Below are 16,759 nucleotides of genomic sequence, written 5' to 3'. Positions count from 1 at the left end.
TCTCAACCCATTCGCTCGGACTTGTAGGAACCCGGACTGGGCGGAAAGACGATGGTCTTGTTTCCGTTCAGGAACGTTCGATGATGGATATGAGCATGTACCGCGCGTGCGAGAACCTGGCTCTCCACGTCGCGACCGATTGACACGTAATCATCCGCTGATTGGGCATGGGTGATCCTGGCCACATCCTGTTCAATGATCGGACCTTCGTCGAGTTCGGCCGTCACGTAGTGAGCAGTCGCACCAATCAGCTTTACGCCGCGCTGATAAGCTTGCTTGTAGGGATTGGCGCCCTTGAAGCTCGGCAGGAAGGAGTGATGGATGTTGATGATTTTGCCGGACATTTTCTGGCACATCTGATCCGAGAGAATCTGCATGTAGCGCGCGAGAACGATGAGCTCGGTTCCGGTCTGCTCAACCACTTCCATGATCCGCGCCTCCGCCTCAGGCTTGTTGGCCTTCGTGACAGGAATGTGGTGGAATGGAATGTCGTGGTTGACCACGACCTTCTGATAATCGAAGTGATTGGATATAACCCCAACGATATCGATCGGCAGAGCGCCGATTTTCCAGCGATAAAGCAAGTCGTTGAGGCAATGTCCGAAGCGCGAGACCATGAGCAAGACCTTCATCCGCTCATCGCTATCGTGGAACCGGTACGTCATCTCGAATGGCTTCGCCACAGCGGCAAAGCCCGAGATGATGTCTTTACCGGCCACGCCTTCCTGCGAAAGGAAGGTAAGGCGCATAAAAAAGAGGCCCGTCTCCAGGTCGTCGAATTGCGACGAATCGACGATATTGCACCCGAGTTCGGCCAGATAGGTCGTAATCGCAGCGACGATACCGCGCTTTGACGTGCAGGTAATGGTCAGGACATGGGATTTCATTGCTTATCTCACATTCGTACATACGTCAGGCTATTGGCGCTTTGGATCTCAGAGCGCCTTCTGAAGCTCGGGCAATGCCTCAAAAAGATCTGCAACGAGGCCGTAGTCGGCGACCTGGAAGATTGGCGCCTCTTCGTCCTTGTTGATGGCGACGATGACTTTCGAATCTTTCATGCCGGCCAGGTGCTGAATGGCTCCGGAAATTCCGCACGCGATGTAAAGCTGTGGCGCGACCACTTTGCCTGTCTGACCGACCTGCCAGTCGTTCGGCGCATAGCCGGCATCAACGGCCGCGCGCGATGCGCCGACTGCCGCACCAAGCTTGTCAGCGACGGGAAGAATGACCTCCTGGAATTTCTCCGACGAACCAAGCGCCCGGCCGCCCGACATAACGATCTTGGCTGATGTGAGATCCGGTCGCTCCGACGACGAAAGGGCGTCGGAAACGAAGGTGGATATGGAGGATGAAAAAGCTGCCGCCGAGACGAGCTCGACGGCAGCAGTGGGGCCTTGGGAGGCCGGGGAAAATGCTGCGCTTCGGACTGTGAGGACCTTTGTCGCATCCGTGGACTGAACCGTCTGGATGGCGTTGCCAGCGTAGATGGGCCGCTTGAAAGTATCGGGGGCAACAACCTCAATGACTTCAGAGATCTGCGCAACGTCGAGCAATGCGGCAACACGCGGCAGCACGTTCTTGCCGACTGAGGTCGCAGCCGAAACGATCGCGTCATACGATGCGGCGATCGCAACGATGATATCTGCCAGTGGCTCGGCCAGGTTGCCGGCAAAACATGCGTCGTCGGCAAGCAGAACCTTGGAGACGCCCGCTAGCTGGGCGGCCTGATCAGCGGCTGCCCGTGCGCTTGAGCCTGCGACAAGGATATGTACGTCAGAACCGATCTGTAGGGCTGCGGTCAACGCCTTGGCCGTCTGGTCGGAAACAGTTGCGTTATCGTGATCTGCCAAAAGAAGAATGGCCATGTTGTAATCTCCTTACAGAACGCCGGCTTCGGTCTTGAGCTTTTCGACAAGCTCGGCAACGCTCTTGACCTTGATGCCGGACTTGCGGCCGCCCGGCTCTTCCGTTTTCAGCACCTTGATGCGTGGGGCGAGATCAACTCCAAAATCCGACGGGGATTTCTTATCGAGCGGCTTCTTCTTAGCCTTCATGATATTGGGCAGGGACGCGTATCGCGGCTCGTTGAGGCGAAGATCCGTCGTGACAACAGCAGGAAGCTTGACTTCGATCGTCTGCAAGCCTCCGTCCACTTCCCGGGTGACCTTTGCAGCACCGCCTTCCACTTCGATCCTCGAAGCAAAGGTAGCCTGTGCGGCCCCCAGCAAGGCAGCCAGCATCTGACCGGTCTGGTTAGAGTCATCGTCGATGGCCTGCTTTCCGACAATGATCAGACCAGGCTTCTCTGCGTCGGCAATCGCTTTCAGCATCTTCGCGACGGCGAGCGGCTCGACAACTTCGTCAGTCTCGATGAGAACGGCGCGGTCTGCACCCATCGCTAAGGCCGTACGGAGAGTTTCCTCGGCCTTTGCGGAACCGATCGAAATGACAACAATCTCTTCGGCCTTTCCCTCTTCTTTCAGGCGAACCGCTGCTTCGACGGAGATTTCGTCAAAGGGGTTCATCGACATCTTCACGTTTGCAAGATCAACACCCGAACCATCAGCATGAACGCGAATTTTCACGTTGTAATCAACGACGCGCTTTACAGGCACAAGAACTTTCAATGGAGCATCCTTCCAAGATAGCGGATCCCGGCGGCCATGAAGCTGTTCATGCAGCCCCATGACCGCACTAAGTATTACGACAGGACTTTCTTGTTTTCCGGGTCGTAGAAGCCGCGCTTGCTCACAGTCGCGCTGACTGCCTTGCCTTCGACAAGAACCTGGAACTCGGTCGCATTGACATAGGAGCTATCGACCGGACCGTTCTGGAAATCGAGCAGTCCAAGCGCCGTCGCCTTGCCAAAGAAATAGCTGTAGGCCGCGCTGGTGATCGAGCCGACGACCTCGCCATTGCGCAGCACAGGCTCGCGCCCGAACAACATCGGTTCCGGATCGTTGAGCATGATGGAGTAGAGATACGGACCCTTGGCTTCGCTCTTGCGTGCAATGTACGCGTCGCGTCCAATGAAGGGGATCTCCTTTTTCGTCTTGCAGAGGAAATCGACCCCAAGCTGATGGGGCGATTCCATGTAGGCCATATCAGTACCCCAGTGGAGATAGCCCTTGTCGATACGCAGAGCGTTCAGAGCCTCGGTTCCCAGTAGCTTGATGCCGTACTTGGCCTGAAGCGCCATGATCGTCTCGAACACATGCTCCGCAACATCCGGCGACATGTAGATTTCGTAGCCGAGTTCGCCGCTGTACGAGAGGCGCTGGATCCAGAGCTCCGCATAGCCGATGCGGATGGTCTTGCCCGAGTTGAACGGGAACGCCTCATTGGACAGATCCGCTCCGGACAGTTCGGAAAGTAGCGCGCGGGAGTTCGGTCCCATGATCGAAAGCGCTGCAGACGCGGTCGTCACATCCCGCACCCGCACATCCTCACCCGAACGGATGTGATCCAGAAGACGATTGAGGTCGCGACGACGACGGCCAGTCGCGCTGGTCACGATGAAGCGCTCTGCCGACACGCGCGCCACGGTCATGTCGCTTTCCACCCCGCCGTCTTCGTTCAGCATCAGGGTGTAGGCGAGTCTGCCGGGTGCAACAGCCATGTTGTTTGTGCACAGACGCTGAAGGAACGCCTCGGCATCCTTGCCCTCGACTTCGGTCTTGCCCATCGGCGAGTAGTCGATGATGGCAACAGCCTCACGTGCGGCCTTCTGCTCGGCAAGGGAATATTCGAAGGACTTCGTCCTTCCGAAGGAGTATTCCGGCTTCGGTTCGGAACCCGCAGGACCGTACCAGGCGGGACGCTCCCAACCCAGTGCTTCACCGAAGTAGGCACCCTGGGCCTTTAGCGCGTGATGCAGAGGCGTTCTGCGGATGTTTCTGGCGGTTTCGCGTTGCTGATGCGGGTAATGTAGTGCGTAGGAGAGCGCCAGGGTCTCCGGTGCTCTCTGCTGCAGGTACAGATCGCCGGACTGGAACGCTTCCATTCGGGCCGGGTCGACCGCGCTGAGATCACGCATCGGACGACCGTTGATTATCCACTCAGCGAGAGCCCTGCCTGCACCGGCGCCGCACTGGATCCCTGTGGAGTTCACGCCCGCCAGGATGAAGTAGCCTTTGATGTTCGGCGCCTCGCCGATGGTTGCTCGACCATCGTGCGTGAAGCTTTCCGGCCCATTGAAGAAAGTGCGGATACCGACCGACTGCAAGACGGGAACGCGCTCGAGAGCCTCTTCCATCACGTCCATGACGTGTTCTTCGACGAAGGGAAGCGAATCGAAGCTGAAGTCTTCGGGAATGCCGTTTTCGCCGTAAGGCACGACGATCCTGTGTCCAAAGCCAACCAGAAGCTTGCCGGCGTCTTCCTTAAAATACGTCGCGTCGTCATAGGAGCGCAGCACCGGAAGGTTCTTCGGAAGATCCGGAATGGCTTCCGTGACGAGGTAATAGTGCGCGCAGGCGTGCAGAGGGATCTCGACATTGTTGCGTCGGCCCAGTTCGCGCGCCCACATTCCCGATGTGTTGACGACCGCTTCGCACCGGATCTCGCCCTTGTCCGTGCGAACTCCGGTGACACGACCACCTTCAACGATGATCTCTTCGACCTTGGTGTTTTCGAATATCTTTACACCGCGACCACGCGCGCCCTTTGCAAGCGCATTGGTCAGATCCACAGGATTAATGGAGCCGTTGCTCGGGATCCAGGTGCCGCCCACGATGCCGTCGAGGCTGACAAGGGGATACCGCTCCTGAATCTCATTTAGGCCGATTTCGTAGGCCTCGATATTGAAAATTCTCGCGTAATCAACCTGCCTGCGGAGCTGTCGCATACGGTCTGGATGCCGAGCGACGGTAACCGAGCCAGTCTGGCGGAACCCGGTCGTCTGGCCGGTTTCGCGCTCCAGCTCTTCGATAATTTCCGTGCCGTAGGAGGCAAATTCGGTGGACAGGGTATCGCCGCGCAAACGACCGACGAGGCCCGCAGCATGCCATGTCGTACCACTTGTCAGCTGTTTGCGTTCGAGCAGGACCACATCGGTCCAACCCTGTTTGGCAAGGTGATAGGCCACAGAACAGCCATGCACGCCCCCCCCGATAATTACCACTTGCGCATCTTTAGGAATTTCGGTCGCCATTGTTTTCCCTTTCGACAGCAGGAGCACAGAACATCGGCTTGGCACGCGTGAGCGGCCAACAAAGAAACACCGATGACTTCCCCTCATTTTCGACAGCTCAGATTTTTTCTGAACTTCTCGTTCATTTATTGACTATTAATTCAGTTTATGACATAAATTTTAAACCGTGTAAACGCCTATCGGTAAACATCAGGGAATGAAAAAGTGGCGAATACAGAGGACACTGGAGAGCGACGGGTGTGGAGGGTCCCGCTTAGAAACTGTCGTTCGAATGTGCTGAGCAGAAAAAACAATGGGAACGAAAAGCAATGTCTACAAACAGCAATGTTCAGGAAATTTCAGCTTACTCTGAACGGGTTGGAAGGGCGCTTTCAAAAGTCCCTGGTTGGGATGACGGTAAGGCGACCTGGAGCTGGATTTCAGGTGGTGGCGCCCACAAGAATTTCATCATCACCAATGGCAACAACGCTCAAGCGGTGCTCAAGCTCTGGAATTGCGATTGGGAAGGGCTTGGTGTGATCCCGCCCAGTGCGGTACCTCTACTCAACACCGTGGAAGCAGGCCGATTTGGCATCGGCGCGCCCGTCATCGCCATCGTCGACGATCCCCTCGGCATCATGCTCGAGTTTCTTCCGGGAACTCCGGTGGACTTGAAAGATCTTGGAATCCTGCATCTTGTGGCGAAGCGGGCGAGGAGCTTGCACGATAGTGGCATGTGCTTCAAGCGCGATTTCAATCCATTCGCCGACGCGCGCGTAATCTTGTCTTCTGCTGAGCGGAAAGGCGCCACGCTGCCTGATGACTACAAGGAAATTCGGAAGACGATCGACCGCGTCGAGAAGGCGCTGGATCTGCGTCCGCGCGACTTCGTTCCGAGCCACAACGACCTCTACAGTGCCAATATCCTGCGACTGGCCGATGGCACCATTCGCTTCATCGACTACGATCTGTCGGGCAACAGCGACCGTTGCTACGATCTTGGGCTGATCGCCACCTTTGAAGGACTTGACCCGGAGAAGGTCGACAAGCTGACGGAATCCTATTTCGGTCAATTTGATTCAAAGTTGAGAGCCAGAACGGAACTCCTGTCTGTAGCGGCTGATCACCACCAATTTTCGCTCTTCGCTGTTGCACTAGCCGCCGCAGATATGAACGATGATTACGATTACACGGGGTTCATGAGGGACATCTGGGGCCGCATTCTCGGTCGTATAGGTGATCCTGGCTTCGGCAAATTTCTGTCGGAAGTCGAGGCTTAAATTGGATCCGCATCTCGCAAATCAGTTCAGGGATGTTCTTTCATATTTGCACCGGCAGGGCGGATTTCTGTATGAACGTTGGATTAGTGAACAGTCCGTGCAGTTCAGATATAATTCGAAAGGGTGCATTCATGGCGAACAGATCAGAGCGGCTATCGTTGCGGGAGCGGAATAAGCTTCGTACGAGACAGGAAATCCTGGACGCAACGCTCGAAGTTTTCAACGAGGATGGATTTGCGGGGACCTCGATCGACAAGATCGCTGAACTCGGAGGGATCTCGAAAGGCACAGTCTATGTGTATTTTCCCGATGGTCTCAATGACATCTATCGGGAAATATACGCAGACATTACCGGACGGCTGCTGAAGACAACGGAAGAGGTGCGGGCCAAGATATCGGATCCCAGAAGGCGCATAGTAGCAATGGCGGAAGCCTTGCTAAAGCTTTCTGAGGTTCCGACTTACGGTCGGTTTTACAGCGTTCTCAGCCCAGAGTTGCGACCGGTTCTCACGCCTGTGGTGGGACTCGCGTCAAAGCAATTCGTCATCTCGATTGCGGCGGACTTGAAGGAAACTCTCGGCGACTCTGCCAGCGAAGCACAGTGCACCGCATTAGCTGAGTTGATCGTAGGTTCTATGCGAGAAGCCGCCAGAATTGTCAGTGAAGTTCCCAGTAAAAAGGACTCACTCATTGCCGCGCTGCGAAGAATAGTTTCTTCGATCGCGGCGGAATATGTTTCGGAAGAGCCATAGCGAATCGTGTCGCATCCGAGTCCGTGGCTTGCAGCGGTTGTGTTGAAGGAAGATCACATTGAAGACCTATTCTTTGATAATCGGTGGGAAGACCGTACCTACGTATACGCACATGGAAGTCAAAAATCCTGCGTCTGCCGGCGTCGTCGGGATGGCACCGAAAGCAACACTTGAACATCTGGATCTGGCAGTAAGAACCGCTGAAGAGGCATTCGAGACGTGGAGCAACCTAACTTCCGAGCAGCGGGCTAACGCCTGTCGAGCAGTCGCGCAGAAGATCGAGGACAACGCGGAAGACCTGGCGCAACTCATAACCCGCGAACAGGGTAAGCCGCTCAACGGAAACGGCTCCCGTTGGGAGGTTGGTGGTGCGGTTGCGTGGGCCCGTCACACGGCCACCCTGGACACCCCCATTGAGATCCTGCAAGACAATTGCGACGGCAAAGTTGAACTTTTGCGCAAGCCGCTCGGTGTGGTGGGATCCATAACGCCTTGGAACTATCCCGTTCTCATTGCCATCTGGCATATTCTGCCGGCGATACGAACAGGCAATACGGTTGTGATCAAGCCGTCGCCCTTCACTCCCCTCTCCACGCTAAGACTGGTTGAGCTGATCAACGAGGTGCTTCCGCCTGGGGTCGTCAACAGCATTGCAGGCGAGGATCATCTCGGGGCGGCAATGTCCTCCCACAAGTCAATTCGAAAAATCGTTTTTACGGGTTCCTGCGCCACCGGCCAGAAAATCATGAAAACGGCAGCCGAAACCATGAAGCGCCTGACGCTGGAGATGGGAGGCAACGACGCAGGGATCGTTTTGCCCGACGTCATTCCGGAGCAGATTATCGAGAACCTGTTCTGGGGTGCCTTCCTCAACGGCGGCCAAACTTGCGCGGCTTTGAAGCGGCTCTATGTTCACGAGAGCGTTTACGATGAAATCTGCACCAAACTGGCGGAATTCGCCAAGCGGATCCCAGTTGGAGATGGCCTCCTGGAAGACAACCTGCTGGGACCTGTTCAGAACAAGAGACAATTCGACAAGATCGTTGAGTTGGTCGAGCAAGCAAAGCTTGATGGCGGGAGAGTGCTGGTTGGTGGCGAAATCAACCGCAAGGGTCCAGGATATTTCTATCCGGTTACGCTTGTCGCAGACCTCAAGAATGGCTCGCGTCTGGTGGACGAAGAGCAATTCGGTCCGGTTCTGCCAATCATCAAGTATCGCGATCTCGATGAAGTCATAGCCCTGGCGAATGATAACCCCAACGGCCTGGGTGGTTCGGTCTGGGCGCGCGACCTTCAGAAGGCTGCTGAAGTTGCTTCCCGCATGGAGTGCGGCTCCGTCTGGATCAACAAGCATGGCGCAATTCAGCCGAATGCGCCCTTCGGTGGCATCAAGACCTCCGGTTACGGCGTCGAATTTGCAACCGAAGGCTTGAAGGAATTCACAGACGTTCAAGTCATCTTTTCATAACCAGCCTGTCTTTGCTGAGGTCACAGAATGAACGCTTTCCAGAACATGACACCATCGAGGACTCAGTTAATGATGGCCAGAAGAGAACGTCTCCTCGGTCCGAACAATCCTACGTTTTACGAAGAGCCGGTCCATTTTGTCCGCGGCGAAGGGGTATGGTTATACGACGCGAGCGGACGCAGGTATCTCGATGCCTACAACAATGTGCCGCACGTCGGACACTGCCACCCGCACGTCGTCGATGCCATCGCTCGGCAGGCATCCACGCTCAACACCCATACCCGCTATCTGCATGACACCATCCTAGACTATGCGGAGCGACTGACGGCAACATACCACCGTTCGCTTTCTACGGTCCTCTTCACTTGCACCGGGAGTGAAGCGAACGATGTGGCGCTGAGAATGGCGCGTACCGCCACGGGCAATCACGGCATTATCGTCACGGACTTTACCTATCACGGCAATACGACTGCCGTGATGGAACTCGCCACTCTACTGCCGCGAGAGGACGGCTTCAGCACGTATCTGAGAACCATTCCCGCGCCAGATAGCTACCATTTGTTGCCGGGGGAGGCCAGCAAGGAAGACATGGCAGCCCGCGTGCTACAGCATCTCGATGCTGCCATTGCATCTCTGCAGGATGCTGGCCATGGTGTCGCGGCAATCTTGCTCTGCCCTATATTTGCAAATGAAGGCTTCCCGGACTTGCCCGCGGGCTTCCTCCAAAACATCGCGACGAAGGTTCGAGCAGCCGGCGGCGTCGTCATCGCTGACGAAGTGCAAGCCGGCTTCGGCCGAACCGGAGGGGGAATGTGGGGCCACCAGTATTCCGGCTTCATTCCAGACATTGCAACTATGGGAAAACCAATGGGCAATGGCCATCCGATCGGAGGCGTTGTCACGACTTCGGAGATCATGCATGCCTTCAGAACCAAGAACCTCTATTTCAACACCTTCGGAGGCAATCCGGTTTCCTGTGCAGCTGGGCTAGCAGTTCTCGATGTGATTGAACGTGAGAAGCTGATCGAAAACGCAGGGACGGTTGGCGCGTATTCTAAAAACAAGATGCGCTCCCTTGCCAAGAAATTCGGCTTCCTCGGAGACGTTCGTGGTGCTGGGCTCTTCTTCGGCGCCGAATTCATCCGCCCGGGCGAGCGCCTAACCGCGGATCCGAAGCTTGCAAAGCGAGCGACCAATCTGATGCGCGAAAATGGTGTCGTCATGGGTCTCATCGGAAGGAAGGAAAATCTTTTCAAGATCCGGCCTCCGATGCCGTTCTCCCAGTCAAACGCAGATTACCTCTTCGAAATCATGGAACATGTACTAGGCCGCCTCTAGCATAATGAGGGCGAGCACGGTTATTCCTGTTGCCCTCACCCCCTCCACTAATACTCTGAGTTTATTGGAGTTGATAAAATTCTTCGCTTAGGTTCTGAGGTTGAACCAGAAGCGTTCCTTGACGCCCTCATCATTCGGAATGTCGAAGAAATAGGGTGTGTTCCGGCGTGCAAATTTGACCCCCTTGGCGGGGTAATCGGCGTCCAATTTTGACCCCCCTCAGATTTCATCTGACCATCCGGCTTTTTGCGGCGGATGGAGCGGGAGTTGAAGCGAGTGGATACGATTGCGCGTGTTCGACGGGCCTTCCATGTGCAGGGCTGGTCGGTGAAGAAGATCGTCCGGGAACTGCATGTGTCGCGCAACACGGTCCGCAAGATTTTGCGCTCCGACGAGACCGACTTTACCTATGAACGAGAGCGGCAACCGCTGCCGAGGATCGGAGCGTGGAAGGCCGAGATCGAGCGGTTTCTGACAGCCAATGAGGGCAAGCCGTCGCGTGAACGGCTGACGCTGATCCGGATTTACGAGGAGGTCAGGGCACTCGGTTACGATGGCAGTTATGATGCGATCCGGCGATACGCCAAGACCTGGGCGAAGAACCGGGGAGTTGTCACGGCGGAAGCCTATGTGCCGCTCTACTACGCGCCGGGTGAGGCTTACCAGTTCGACTGGAGCCACGAGATCATTCTGATCAACGGCGTGACGACGACCGTCAAGGTCGCTCACGTCCGGCTCTGCCACAGTCGGATGATGTTTGCGCGGGCCTATATGCGCGAAAGCCAGGAGATGGTGTTCGATGCGCACGACAAGGCCTTCGCCTTCTTCCGTGGCACCTGCACGCGCGGCATCTACGACAATATGAAGACGGCGGTCGAGGCCGTATTCGTCGGCAAGGAGCGACAATACAATCGCCGCTTCCTGCAGATGTGCAGCCACTATCTGGTCCATCCCGTTGCCTGTACGCCCGCATCCGGATGGGAGAAGGGACAGGTCGAGAACCAGGTTGGTCTCGTGCGCGAACGCTTCTTCACTCCACGCCTACGGGTCAAAAGCCTGGAGGAGCTGAACGTCTGGCTGCTCGACAAATGCATCGCCTATGCCAAGGCACACCGCCATCCCGAGCAAGCCGAGCGGACGATCTGGCAGATGTTCGAGGAGGAGCGCGGCAGCCTCGTGCATTACGTCGGGCCGTTCGACGGTTTCCACTGTGTCCCGGCCTCGGTGTCGAAGACCTGCACGGTCCGCTTCGACAACAACAAATACTCTGTCCTCTCAACGGCTGTCGGCCGCCCTGTTGAGGTTCATGCCTATGCCGAGAAGATCGTGATCCGGCAGGATGGCGTGAATGTCGGTGAGCATCCTCGTTGCTTTGGCCGTGGCGAGACTATCTACGATCCTTGGCATTATGTCCCCGTTCTGGCTCGCAAACCTGGTGCTTTGCGCAACGGTGCGCCGTTCCGGGAATGGGTCTTACCCGCAGCGATGGAGAAGGTGCGCCGCCGGCTGAAGAGCGTCCATGATGGTGATCGGCAAATGGTCACCATCCTCGGCTGTGTTCCCACCGACGGTCTGGCGGCCGTCGATGCTGCCTGCCAGGAGGCTTTTGATCACGGCGTCTGCTCGGCCTCGGTGATCATCAACATTCTGGCCCGCAGCCGTGATCCCGCTCCGGCCGCAACCCTGCAAACCCCGGATGCGCTGCGGCTGACCCATGAACCGGTCGCCGACTGCGCACGCTATGACAGCCTCAGGAGGGCAAGTTGATGGAACGCACACAGGTTCTCGAACTCATGAGCACGCTGAAGCTCTATGGAATGCGCAGCGCCTACGACGAGGTCATGGGAAACGGCATCAAACGGCAGCACGAACCGCCGCGCATCGTCGGTGATCTCTTGCAGTCGGAGATCGCCGAGAAGCAGGCCCGCTCCATTCGCTACCAGCTCAGCATCGCCAAGCTGCCGCTCGCCAAGGACATCGACGACTTCGACTTCGCCGATACACCCGTCAATGAATCCCTGGTGCGGGAGCTGGCTACCGGCACCTTCGTCGCCGATCAGCGCAATGTCGTGCTCGTCGGCGGCACGGGAACCGGAAAGAGCCACCTGGCCATCGCCATCGCTCGCGCGCTCATCCGCAACGGAACACGCGGGCGCTTCTTCAACGTCGTCGATCTGGTCAATCGGCTGGAAACCGAAACACGCAGCGGCAAGCAGGGGCGGACGGCCGACTACCTCAACCGTCTCGACTTCATCATTCTCGACGAACTCGGATACCTGCCGTTCGCTCAGGCCGGCGGCCAGCTCCTGTTCCATCTCATCAGCAGGCTTTACGAGCGCACTTCGATCATCGTCACCACGAACCTCGCCTTCGGCGAATGGCCGACGGTGTTCGGCGACGCCAAGATGACGACGGCGCTCCTCGACCGTCTGACCCATCACTGCGAGATCGTCGAAACCGGAAACGAGTCCTGGCGCTTCAAGAACCGCTCTCAAAGCTAAAGCCGAAGAAAGCCATCACCCGCACTTGGCCTACCCTTTGCAACCCCGGCCAGCGCCGGGCAGGCCAAGCGCTGATCTACATCATCAGGGGGTCAAAATTGGACGCCGATAAGGGGTGAATTTTGGACGCCGATTGACAGGCCAGGTATTTCCAGGGTGACTTCATCGTGCGCCCTCATCTCACGCGATGGCGTCGGCACCCATTGCTAGGACCGTAAGCCACCAAAATGTAGGAGGAGGCCGATCGCGCAGACCGATCGGCCATCACCGAAAACGATCAGGAAAGACCGAGCCGCTTGCGCAGGTCCGCGTTCTCGGCCCGCAGCTTTTCGGCCAGCGCCTTACGGAGTCGTGCATTCTCTTCTTCGAGCTGAAGCAGGTCCGCTATGTCGTCAAGGACCGGAGCTGCTGCTGCGGTGGTTTGCTTCGGCGCTCGGGTCTTTCCGGCGCCCTTGGCGCTGTTCTTTGCCGAGGTCTTGCCGCCGGCCGCGACAGTGGTCACGCCTTCGGCCGACGTCGCGGCATTCTTCCGGCGTCCCCTTCGCGTCTTGACACCATTTTCCTTTGGGGCTTCGGCGGTCGCTTCCGCAGCGGCGTTCTTCGGCTTCGGGCCCCGGCGCTTTTTCGGCGGCGCAATTTCGGCCGGGGTGGTCGTCGTCTCGACGGTCTCGATATTGTTGTCGTCTGCCATGGCTGTTCCCTCTGCAACTATCAGGCTTATTTCCAACGCGGAAAGGGCAGAGTCAATGAGACTCTCCGGTCCGCAACAACCCGGCGTCAAAAGACGGCGCCGCTTTTCGGCGGCTTGAGACTTTCGCAGAGGCGTGAACTCAGCGAGCGGGTTTTGTACCGGAGCCCTCTCCATCCAAAAACGCTGGACAGGCGTTGGCGGGCTCCGCTGATCAGAGCCCTTGCTCGGCCTACCACTACGACTGTGCCAGAGGTCCGTAACCCGGTCTCTTGTAGAGTATACTCTCGTTGGCCGCGATTTCAGGATCGTAAACTCTTGCGTCCCACTCCGCTGGTTCAACTTCGGAGATGGAAACGGATAGGGAAGCATCGCTTGAACCTAAGATGGTTTTCGCGGCTTCGACTACTTTGGCGGCGAAGTCCTGCTTCTGCTCCTCGGCGCGGCCGGGGAACATCTTTACGGCGATGTGCGGCATTTCCATTCCATTCGTTGGTAGCGAGTGCATTGATGCAGACAGAAACGACCTCGAGTATGACGCGGGTCGCGTCTCTGATCGATATCCCACCCGCTCACCGGGCGATAGCCCCGTTGTCGCGATCAAAACGCTAAGAGCGGCAAGCAGGATCAGCCCATCACGGCTGATGCCTGTGCGGTCGCGCATCGCCCGGTCATTCGCAAATCGATGCTGCTTCCTATGGGTCCACTCCGGCGCGCAATCGACTGGAAGCTGGACGCAGATTTTTCTGGCGCCGGAATAAGCTTCAAAAACATAGAGATAGCTGATCCGCAGGAAGAACGCAGCTCTATTAGCTGATTAGAAAATTTTGATGCCAAGCAAGCGATTAACCAGTATAGCTAAATTGGTATGCATCTATTCGCTCGGCGCGCGGTGCGCGATAGGAGCCCGAGGCACGCGCGCTCAGGAGGTATTTCTGCCGGCAGATTGCGCAGCTTAGAGGGGAGTCAGCTTGCATAGAAAAGATTGGAGCACAGACGGACGAGGCAATATTCGAGCATCTGCCGTCATCGATTGGAAAGTTGAGGCCGTCACTGCGGATGCGAGTGGCGACGTCTTGTTGAGGATCGAATTCAGCGTCGATCCGAATCGAACTGACGTGTCGTCACTGCAGTTCAGATTAACCGAGCAGCAAGCGAAACACCTTGCTGCGAAGTTGGCGTCCATCTCAAACCAGTCACCGCAATCATCGGGGCTTTTCAGCACAGCCCGACAGTGCGTTTCGACATAAAATAGCCCGCAACCCAGAACGACGAAGGCACCAAGTGCCCGCATGCGAAGTACGGTCCCGTGCCGATTGATGGCCGTGTTCCTGACCGTTCGAACCGTGGATCGCCTGCGAAGCGCGCATCGCGCAGGCCCAGCACTATTCTAGGAGGCACTGCATGACAGCTGAAGAAATGTCGCCAAAGTTTCTCACGCTCCAGCTTGGCGGCGCCATTGGAGAATTTGCATTGAACCAGGAAATCGCCGCAGCGCTCACGAGGCTTCCGGATGACCCTTCGCTTTACTTCGATCTTGGCGAAGAACACCTGCTCATTCCGCTCGAGCAGTTGGTCAACGCGCGTGCGCGCGAAAGAGGGATCGTCAATGCAAATCGCCATATGCTGACGGCGGCAAATGGCCGTCAGGAGAAACGAAAACCGCTCACCGTTCGCGCGCTGGGCAAGGAGCTATGGCTCGTGGTCGATGGGAATTCGACATTGCTCAACGCCCGACATTCGAACTGGCGGGCGCTCCCCTGCAGCGCCGGGTGACCAGAGCGCCTTATCCAACAGGCATGGACCCAAGGGCCCAATGGAACGGCTTTCGACGAAAGGCCACGATTGCGCTGTGGAAATCGTCGGTATTTGGGCCGTGCACGCTGGAACGCCAGATGACAAAAGGGATCCCGTCGGATGAGAATTCCCGCGTCATCAAGAGGGGAAAACAATGACAACAACCAATGAGATTGCAGAACAGATCGCGACCGAACATGGCTTGACTAAAGTCCAGAGCAAGGCGGTTGTCGAATCGGTCTTCGCTGCCGTGACTGCCGCCGCCACAGCTGGCGCCGAAACATCGATCCCGGGCTTCGGAAAGTTCAAATTGAAGGACACGCCAGAGCGCGAGGCTCGCAACCCGGCAACCGGTGCGACCATCAAGGTTGCTGCTGCGAAGAAGTTGACCTTCGCGCCGGCCAAAGCTCTCAAGGACGCGCTGAACGGCTGACGCAAGCGGAGCGGTTTCACGCCCGCCGACGGCCTGAAGCGTCGCTCATCATCCGGCGCTTATCGAACGCTTACACCAGGCGAGTGACGATCACCGCACCGATCCCCCTGGAGGGGGTCGGCTTGGCCCCGAAGGGACGAGATATGCGTCGATCGTTCCGGTGCAGCATCGAGGATGCGACTGCAGCACAACCCTTGTGGTGCTCCGGCCCCAGAGCTTCTGCCGAGAGCAGAGGCTCACCCCAACGTCCAGTGCCGCTGCCGGAAAGGCTCATCTGCTCCTCGATTGCCACCCGCAGGTTTACTGGCGGCGGCGCAAACCTGCCCCAGTTCCGGACGATACATTATGCGATCCTGGGCGCCAATCGGAAACAAACACGATACCGTATGCGGTAATCTGGAGCACGATCGGCTCGACGTTCATTCTGATGCAGCTCGGCGCCCCGAAGGAATTGACCGCGTCGTCTCCGCCATGACTAGATGCTGAGATGGACTAGGACGGTGGCTTGCGATCATGTCGAGGGTAGGCGGCGAAGCGCCCGAAGACAGTGAATGACCTGGGAGGCGAACTCGCGGGCCCTATCAGCATCCTCCTCATTGGCCGCGCGATCTCCGATGTCGAGGTAGCACTCTGCCAGGAATTCACCGAGCGGCAGCGCACTTTCGACTGCCTTTTGTGTCGCCCTCTCCGGACGCGAAGTGGTCAAAAACGGGTGTTCCAGCATCGTTTTTGACCTCAGGTCGGCTTCATTTGAACGAGCCAGTAGGTCGTCGCGTCCGCCCACCGTCGATAGTTCTGCCATCGATTTAAGGAGGTTCGACAACTTCCGCTCGAGGAGCGGCAAATCGCCTTTGTCGACCGAGAGTACCTGGCTTCGTTCCTGATGAAATGCACGCCGCCGCTCGCGTCTCAACGTGGCAACGTGACCGAGTTCCTCCCGGGCCATTCGTTCGGCCGCGTCTCTAATGTCTTGCGACCGGGCATGGGCCGAGACGTAAGACCAGAACACGAACGCGCGTTCCTCGTTGCGAACGGCAATCGAGAACGCGCGGTAGGCGCTCAGCATCTCGGGAGCCACTTTCCCCGCTGCCTCGTCGTCGAACAAATGCTCGGGAGGATGTGTGGAGACCGAGCGCGTTTTGTGTCCAAGCGCGTTCTCCCATTCGCCCACTTTTCTCAAGTGCGCCCGCTCCTCGGCGACCAGCGCGTCGAACACTGCCGCAAGCTCGGGACGTCCCATGGCCTTCATCCTGAGACCGAGGGCGACGTATCCGTCTATCGCTTCCTGTTCCATCGCACCAGCAAGCGCCAACAGCTCGTCCAATGATGCCAGTTTCCACGGATCAGAGGTGTTTGACGACATACCAG

14 protein-coding genes and 1 pseudogene are annotated in these 16,759 nt (G+C 57.3%); 8 read left to right on the top strand and 7 right to left on the bottom strand.

The window, feature by feature from the left end; all coding sequences use genetic code 11:
• Positions 1 to 2: 2 nt before the first annotated feature.
• From purU to QM996_RS29460, 4 genes are all read right to left on the bottom strand, one after another.
• Positions 3 to 887, bottom strand: a complete 885-nt coding sequence (gene purU, locus QM996_RS29475) for a formyltetrahydrofolate deformylase (protein WP_334197369.1) — start codon at positions 885 to 887, stop codon at positions 3 to 5.
• 48 nt (positions 888 to 935) lie between these two features.
• A complete protein-coding gene (locus QM996_RS29470; protein WP_334197368.1) occupies positions 936 to 1,868 on the bottom strand; it encodes an electron transfer flavoprotein subunit alpha/FixB family protein in 933 nt (310 codons plus the stop codon).
• Positions 1,869 to 1,880: 12 nt separating this feature from the next.
• On the bottom strand, positions 1,881 to 2,630 hold the full coding sequence (locus tag QM996_RS29465) for an electron transfer flavoprotein subunit beta/FixA family protein (protein ID WP_334197367.1): 750 nt from the start codon (positions 2,628 to 2,630) through the stop codon (positions 1,881 to 1,883).
• A gap of 74 nt (positions 2,631 to 2,704) precedes the next feature.
• Complete coding sequence (locus QM996_RS29460) at positions 2,705 to 5,155, bottom strand: GcvT family protein (protein WP_370050764.1); 2,451 nt, start codon at positions 5,153 to 5,155, stop codon at positions 2,705 to 2,707.
• A 308-nt stretch (positions 5,156 to 5,463) separates the two neighbouring features.
• Between QM996_RS29460 and QM996_RS29455 the strand changes: the two genes are divergently transcribed.
• From QM996_RS29455 to istB, 6 genes and pseudogenes are all read left to right on the top strand, one after another.
• On the top strand, positions 5,464 to 6,414 hold the full coding sequence (locus QM996_RS29455; protein ID WP_334197365.1) for a phosphotransferase: 951 nt from the start codon (positions 5,464 to 5,466) through the stop codon (positions 6,412 to 6,414).
• 131 nt (positions 6,415 to 6,545) lie between these two features.
• Entirely contained in the window at positions 6,546 to 7,166 is a 621-nt protein-coding gene (locus QM996_RS29450; RefSeq protein WP_334197364.1) for a TetR/AcrR family transcriptional regulator, read from the top strand.
• A gap of 58 nt (positions 7,167 to 7,224) precedes the next feature.
• A complete protein-coding gene (locus QM996_RS29445) occupies positions 7,225 to 8,634 on the top strand; it encodes an aldehyde dehydrogenase family protein (RefSeq protein ID WP_334197363.1) in 1,410 nt (469 codons plus the stop codon).
• Between the two features lie 27 nt (positions 8,635 to 8,661).
• Positions 8,662 to 9,972 (top strand): aspartate aminotransferase family protein, encoded by a 1,311-nt coding sequence (locus tag QM996_RS29440; RefSeq protein WP_334197362.1) that lies wholly within the window; start codon positions 8,662 to 8,664, stop codon positions 9,970 to 9,972.
• 267 nt (positions 9,973 to 10,239) lie between these two features.
• Positions 10,240 to 11,863, top strand: a pseudogene (gene istA / locus QM996_RS29435) (IS21 family transposase).
• Positions 11,766 to 12,473: an IS21-like element helper ATPase IstB gene (gene istB / locus QM996_RS29430; protein ID WP_375337367.1), complete on the top strand. Its 708-nt coding sequence runs from the start codon at positions 11,766 to 11,768 to the stop codon at positions 12,471 to 12,473. Before istA ends, istB begins: the two are co-directional and overlap by 98 nt.
• A gap of 277 nt (positions 12,474 to 12,750) precedes the next feature.
• Here the strand turns inward: istB and QM996_RS29425 are convergent, their stop codons facing one another.
• Together QM996_RS29425 and QM996_RS29420 are read right to left on the bottom strand one after the other, a co-directional pair.
• Positions 12,751 to 13,164 carry a SyrB-like regulator gene (locus QM996_RS29425; protein ID WP_334197361.1) on the bottom strand — a complete coding sequence of 138 codons (414 nt, stop codon included), beginning with the start codon at positions 13,162 to 13,164 and terminating at the stop codon, positions 12,751 to 12,753.
• 235 nt (positions 13,165 to 13,399) lie between these two features.
• Entirely contained in the window at positions 13,400 to 13,639 is a 240-nt protein-coding gene (locus QM996_RS29420; RefSeq protein WP_334197360.1) for a tautomerase family protein, read from the bottom strand.
• Between the two features lie 995 nt (positions 13,640 to 14,634).
• Between QM996_RS29420 and QM996_RS29415 the strand changes: the two genes are divergently transcribed.
• A complete protein-coding gene (locus tag QM996_RS29415) occupies positions 14,635 to 14,937 on the top strand; it encodes a hypothetical protein (RefSeq protein WP_500270425.1) in 303 nt (100 codons plus the stop codon).
• 175 nt (positions 14,938 to 15,112) lie between these two features.
• Entirely contained in the window at positions 15,113 to 15,391 is a 279-nt protein-coding gene (locus QM996_RS29410; RefSeq protein ID WP_334197358.1) for an HU family DNA-binding protein, read from the top strand.
• 511 nt (positions 15,392 to 15,902) lie between these two features.
• On the opposite strand, the gene QM996_RS29405 is transcribed toward QM996_RS29410, so the two are convergent.
• The gene (locus QM996_RS29405) at positions 15,903 to 16,754 is read right to left on the bottom strand and encodes a ferritin-like domain-containing protein (RefSeq protein WP_113135603.1); all 852 of its coding nucleotides are present in this window, start codon (positions 16,752 to 16,754) and stop codon (positions 15,903 to 15,905) included.
• Positions 16,755 to 16,759: the final 5 nt, after the last annotated feature.

The organism is Sinorhizobium chiapasense (assembly GCF_045277575.1).
In the GTDB taxonomy this organism is placed as follows: Bacteria; Pseudomonadota; Alphaproteobacteria; order Rhizobiales; family Rhizobiaceae; genus Ensifer; species Ensifer chiapasense_A.
This window is presented reverse-complemented; position numbering and strand designations above follow the sequence as displayed.

Excerpts from the sequence above, each read along its gene's own strand:
- QM996_RS29425 (WP_334197361.1), bottom strand. The coding sequence starts at position 13,164 with ATGGCAGACGACAACAATATCGAGACCGTCGAGACGACGACCACCCCG.
- QM996_RS29440 (WP_334197362.1), top strand. The coding sequence starts at position 8,662 with ATGAACGCTTTCCAGAACATGACACCATCGAGGACTCAGTTAATGATG.
- istB (WP_375337367.1), top strand. The coding sequence starts at position 11,766 with ATGAGCACGCTGAAGCTCTATGGAATGCGCAGCGCCTACGACGAGGTC.
- QM996_RS29460 (WP_370050764.1), bottom strand. The coding sequence starts at position 5,155 with ATGGCGACCGAAATTCCTAAAGATGCGCAAGTGGTAATTATCGGGGGG.
- QM996_RS29405 (WP_113135603.1), bottom strand. The coding sequence starts at position 16,754 with ATGTCGTCAAACACCTCTGATCCGTGGAAACTGGCATCATTGGACGAG.
- QM996_RS29420 (WP_334197360.1), bottom strand. The coding sequence starts at position 13,639 with ATGCCGCACATCGCCGTAAAGATGTTCCCCGGCCGCGCCGAGGAGCAG.
- QM996_RS29410 (WP_334197358.1), top strand. The coding sequence starts at position 15,113 with ATGACAACAACCAATGAGATTGCAGAACAGATCGCGACCGAACATGGC.
- QM996_RS29450 (WP_334197364.1), top strand. The coding sequence starts at position 6,546 with ATGGCGAACAGATCAGAGCGGCTATCGTTGCGGGAGCGGAATAAGCTT.
- QM996_RS29455 (WP_334197365.1), top strand. The coding sequence starts at position 5,464 with ATGTCTACAAACAGCAATGTTCAGGAAATTTCAGCTTACTCTGAACGG.
- purU (WP_334197369.1), bottom strand. The coding sequence starts at position 887 with ATGAAATCCCATGTCCTGACCATTACCTGCACGTCAAAGCGCGGTATC.
- QM996_RS29470 (WP_334197368.1), bottom strand. The coding sequence starts at position 1,868 with ATGGCCATTCTTCTTTTGGCAGATCACGATAACGCAACTGTTTCCGAC.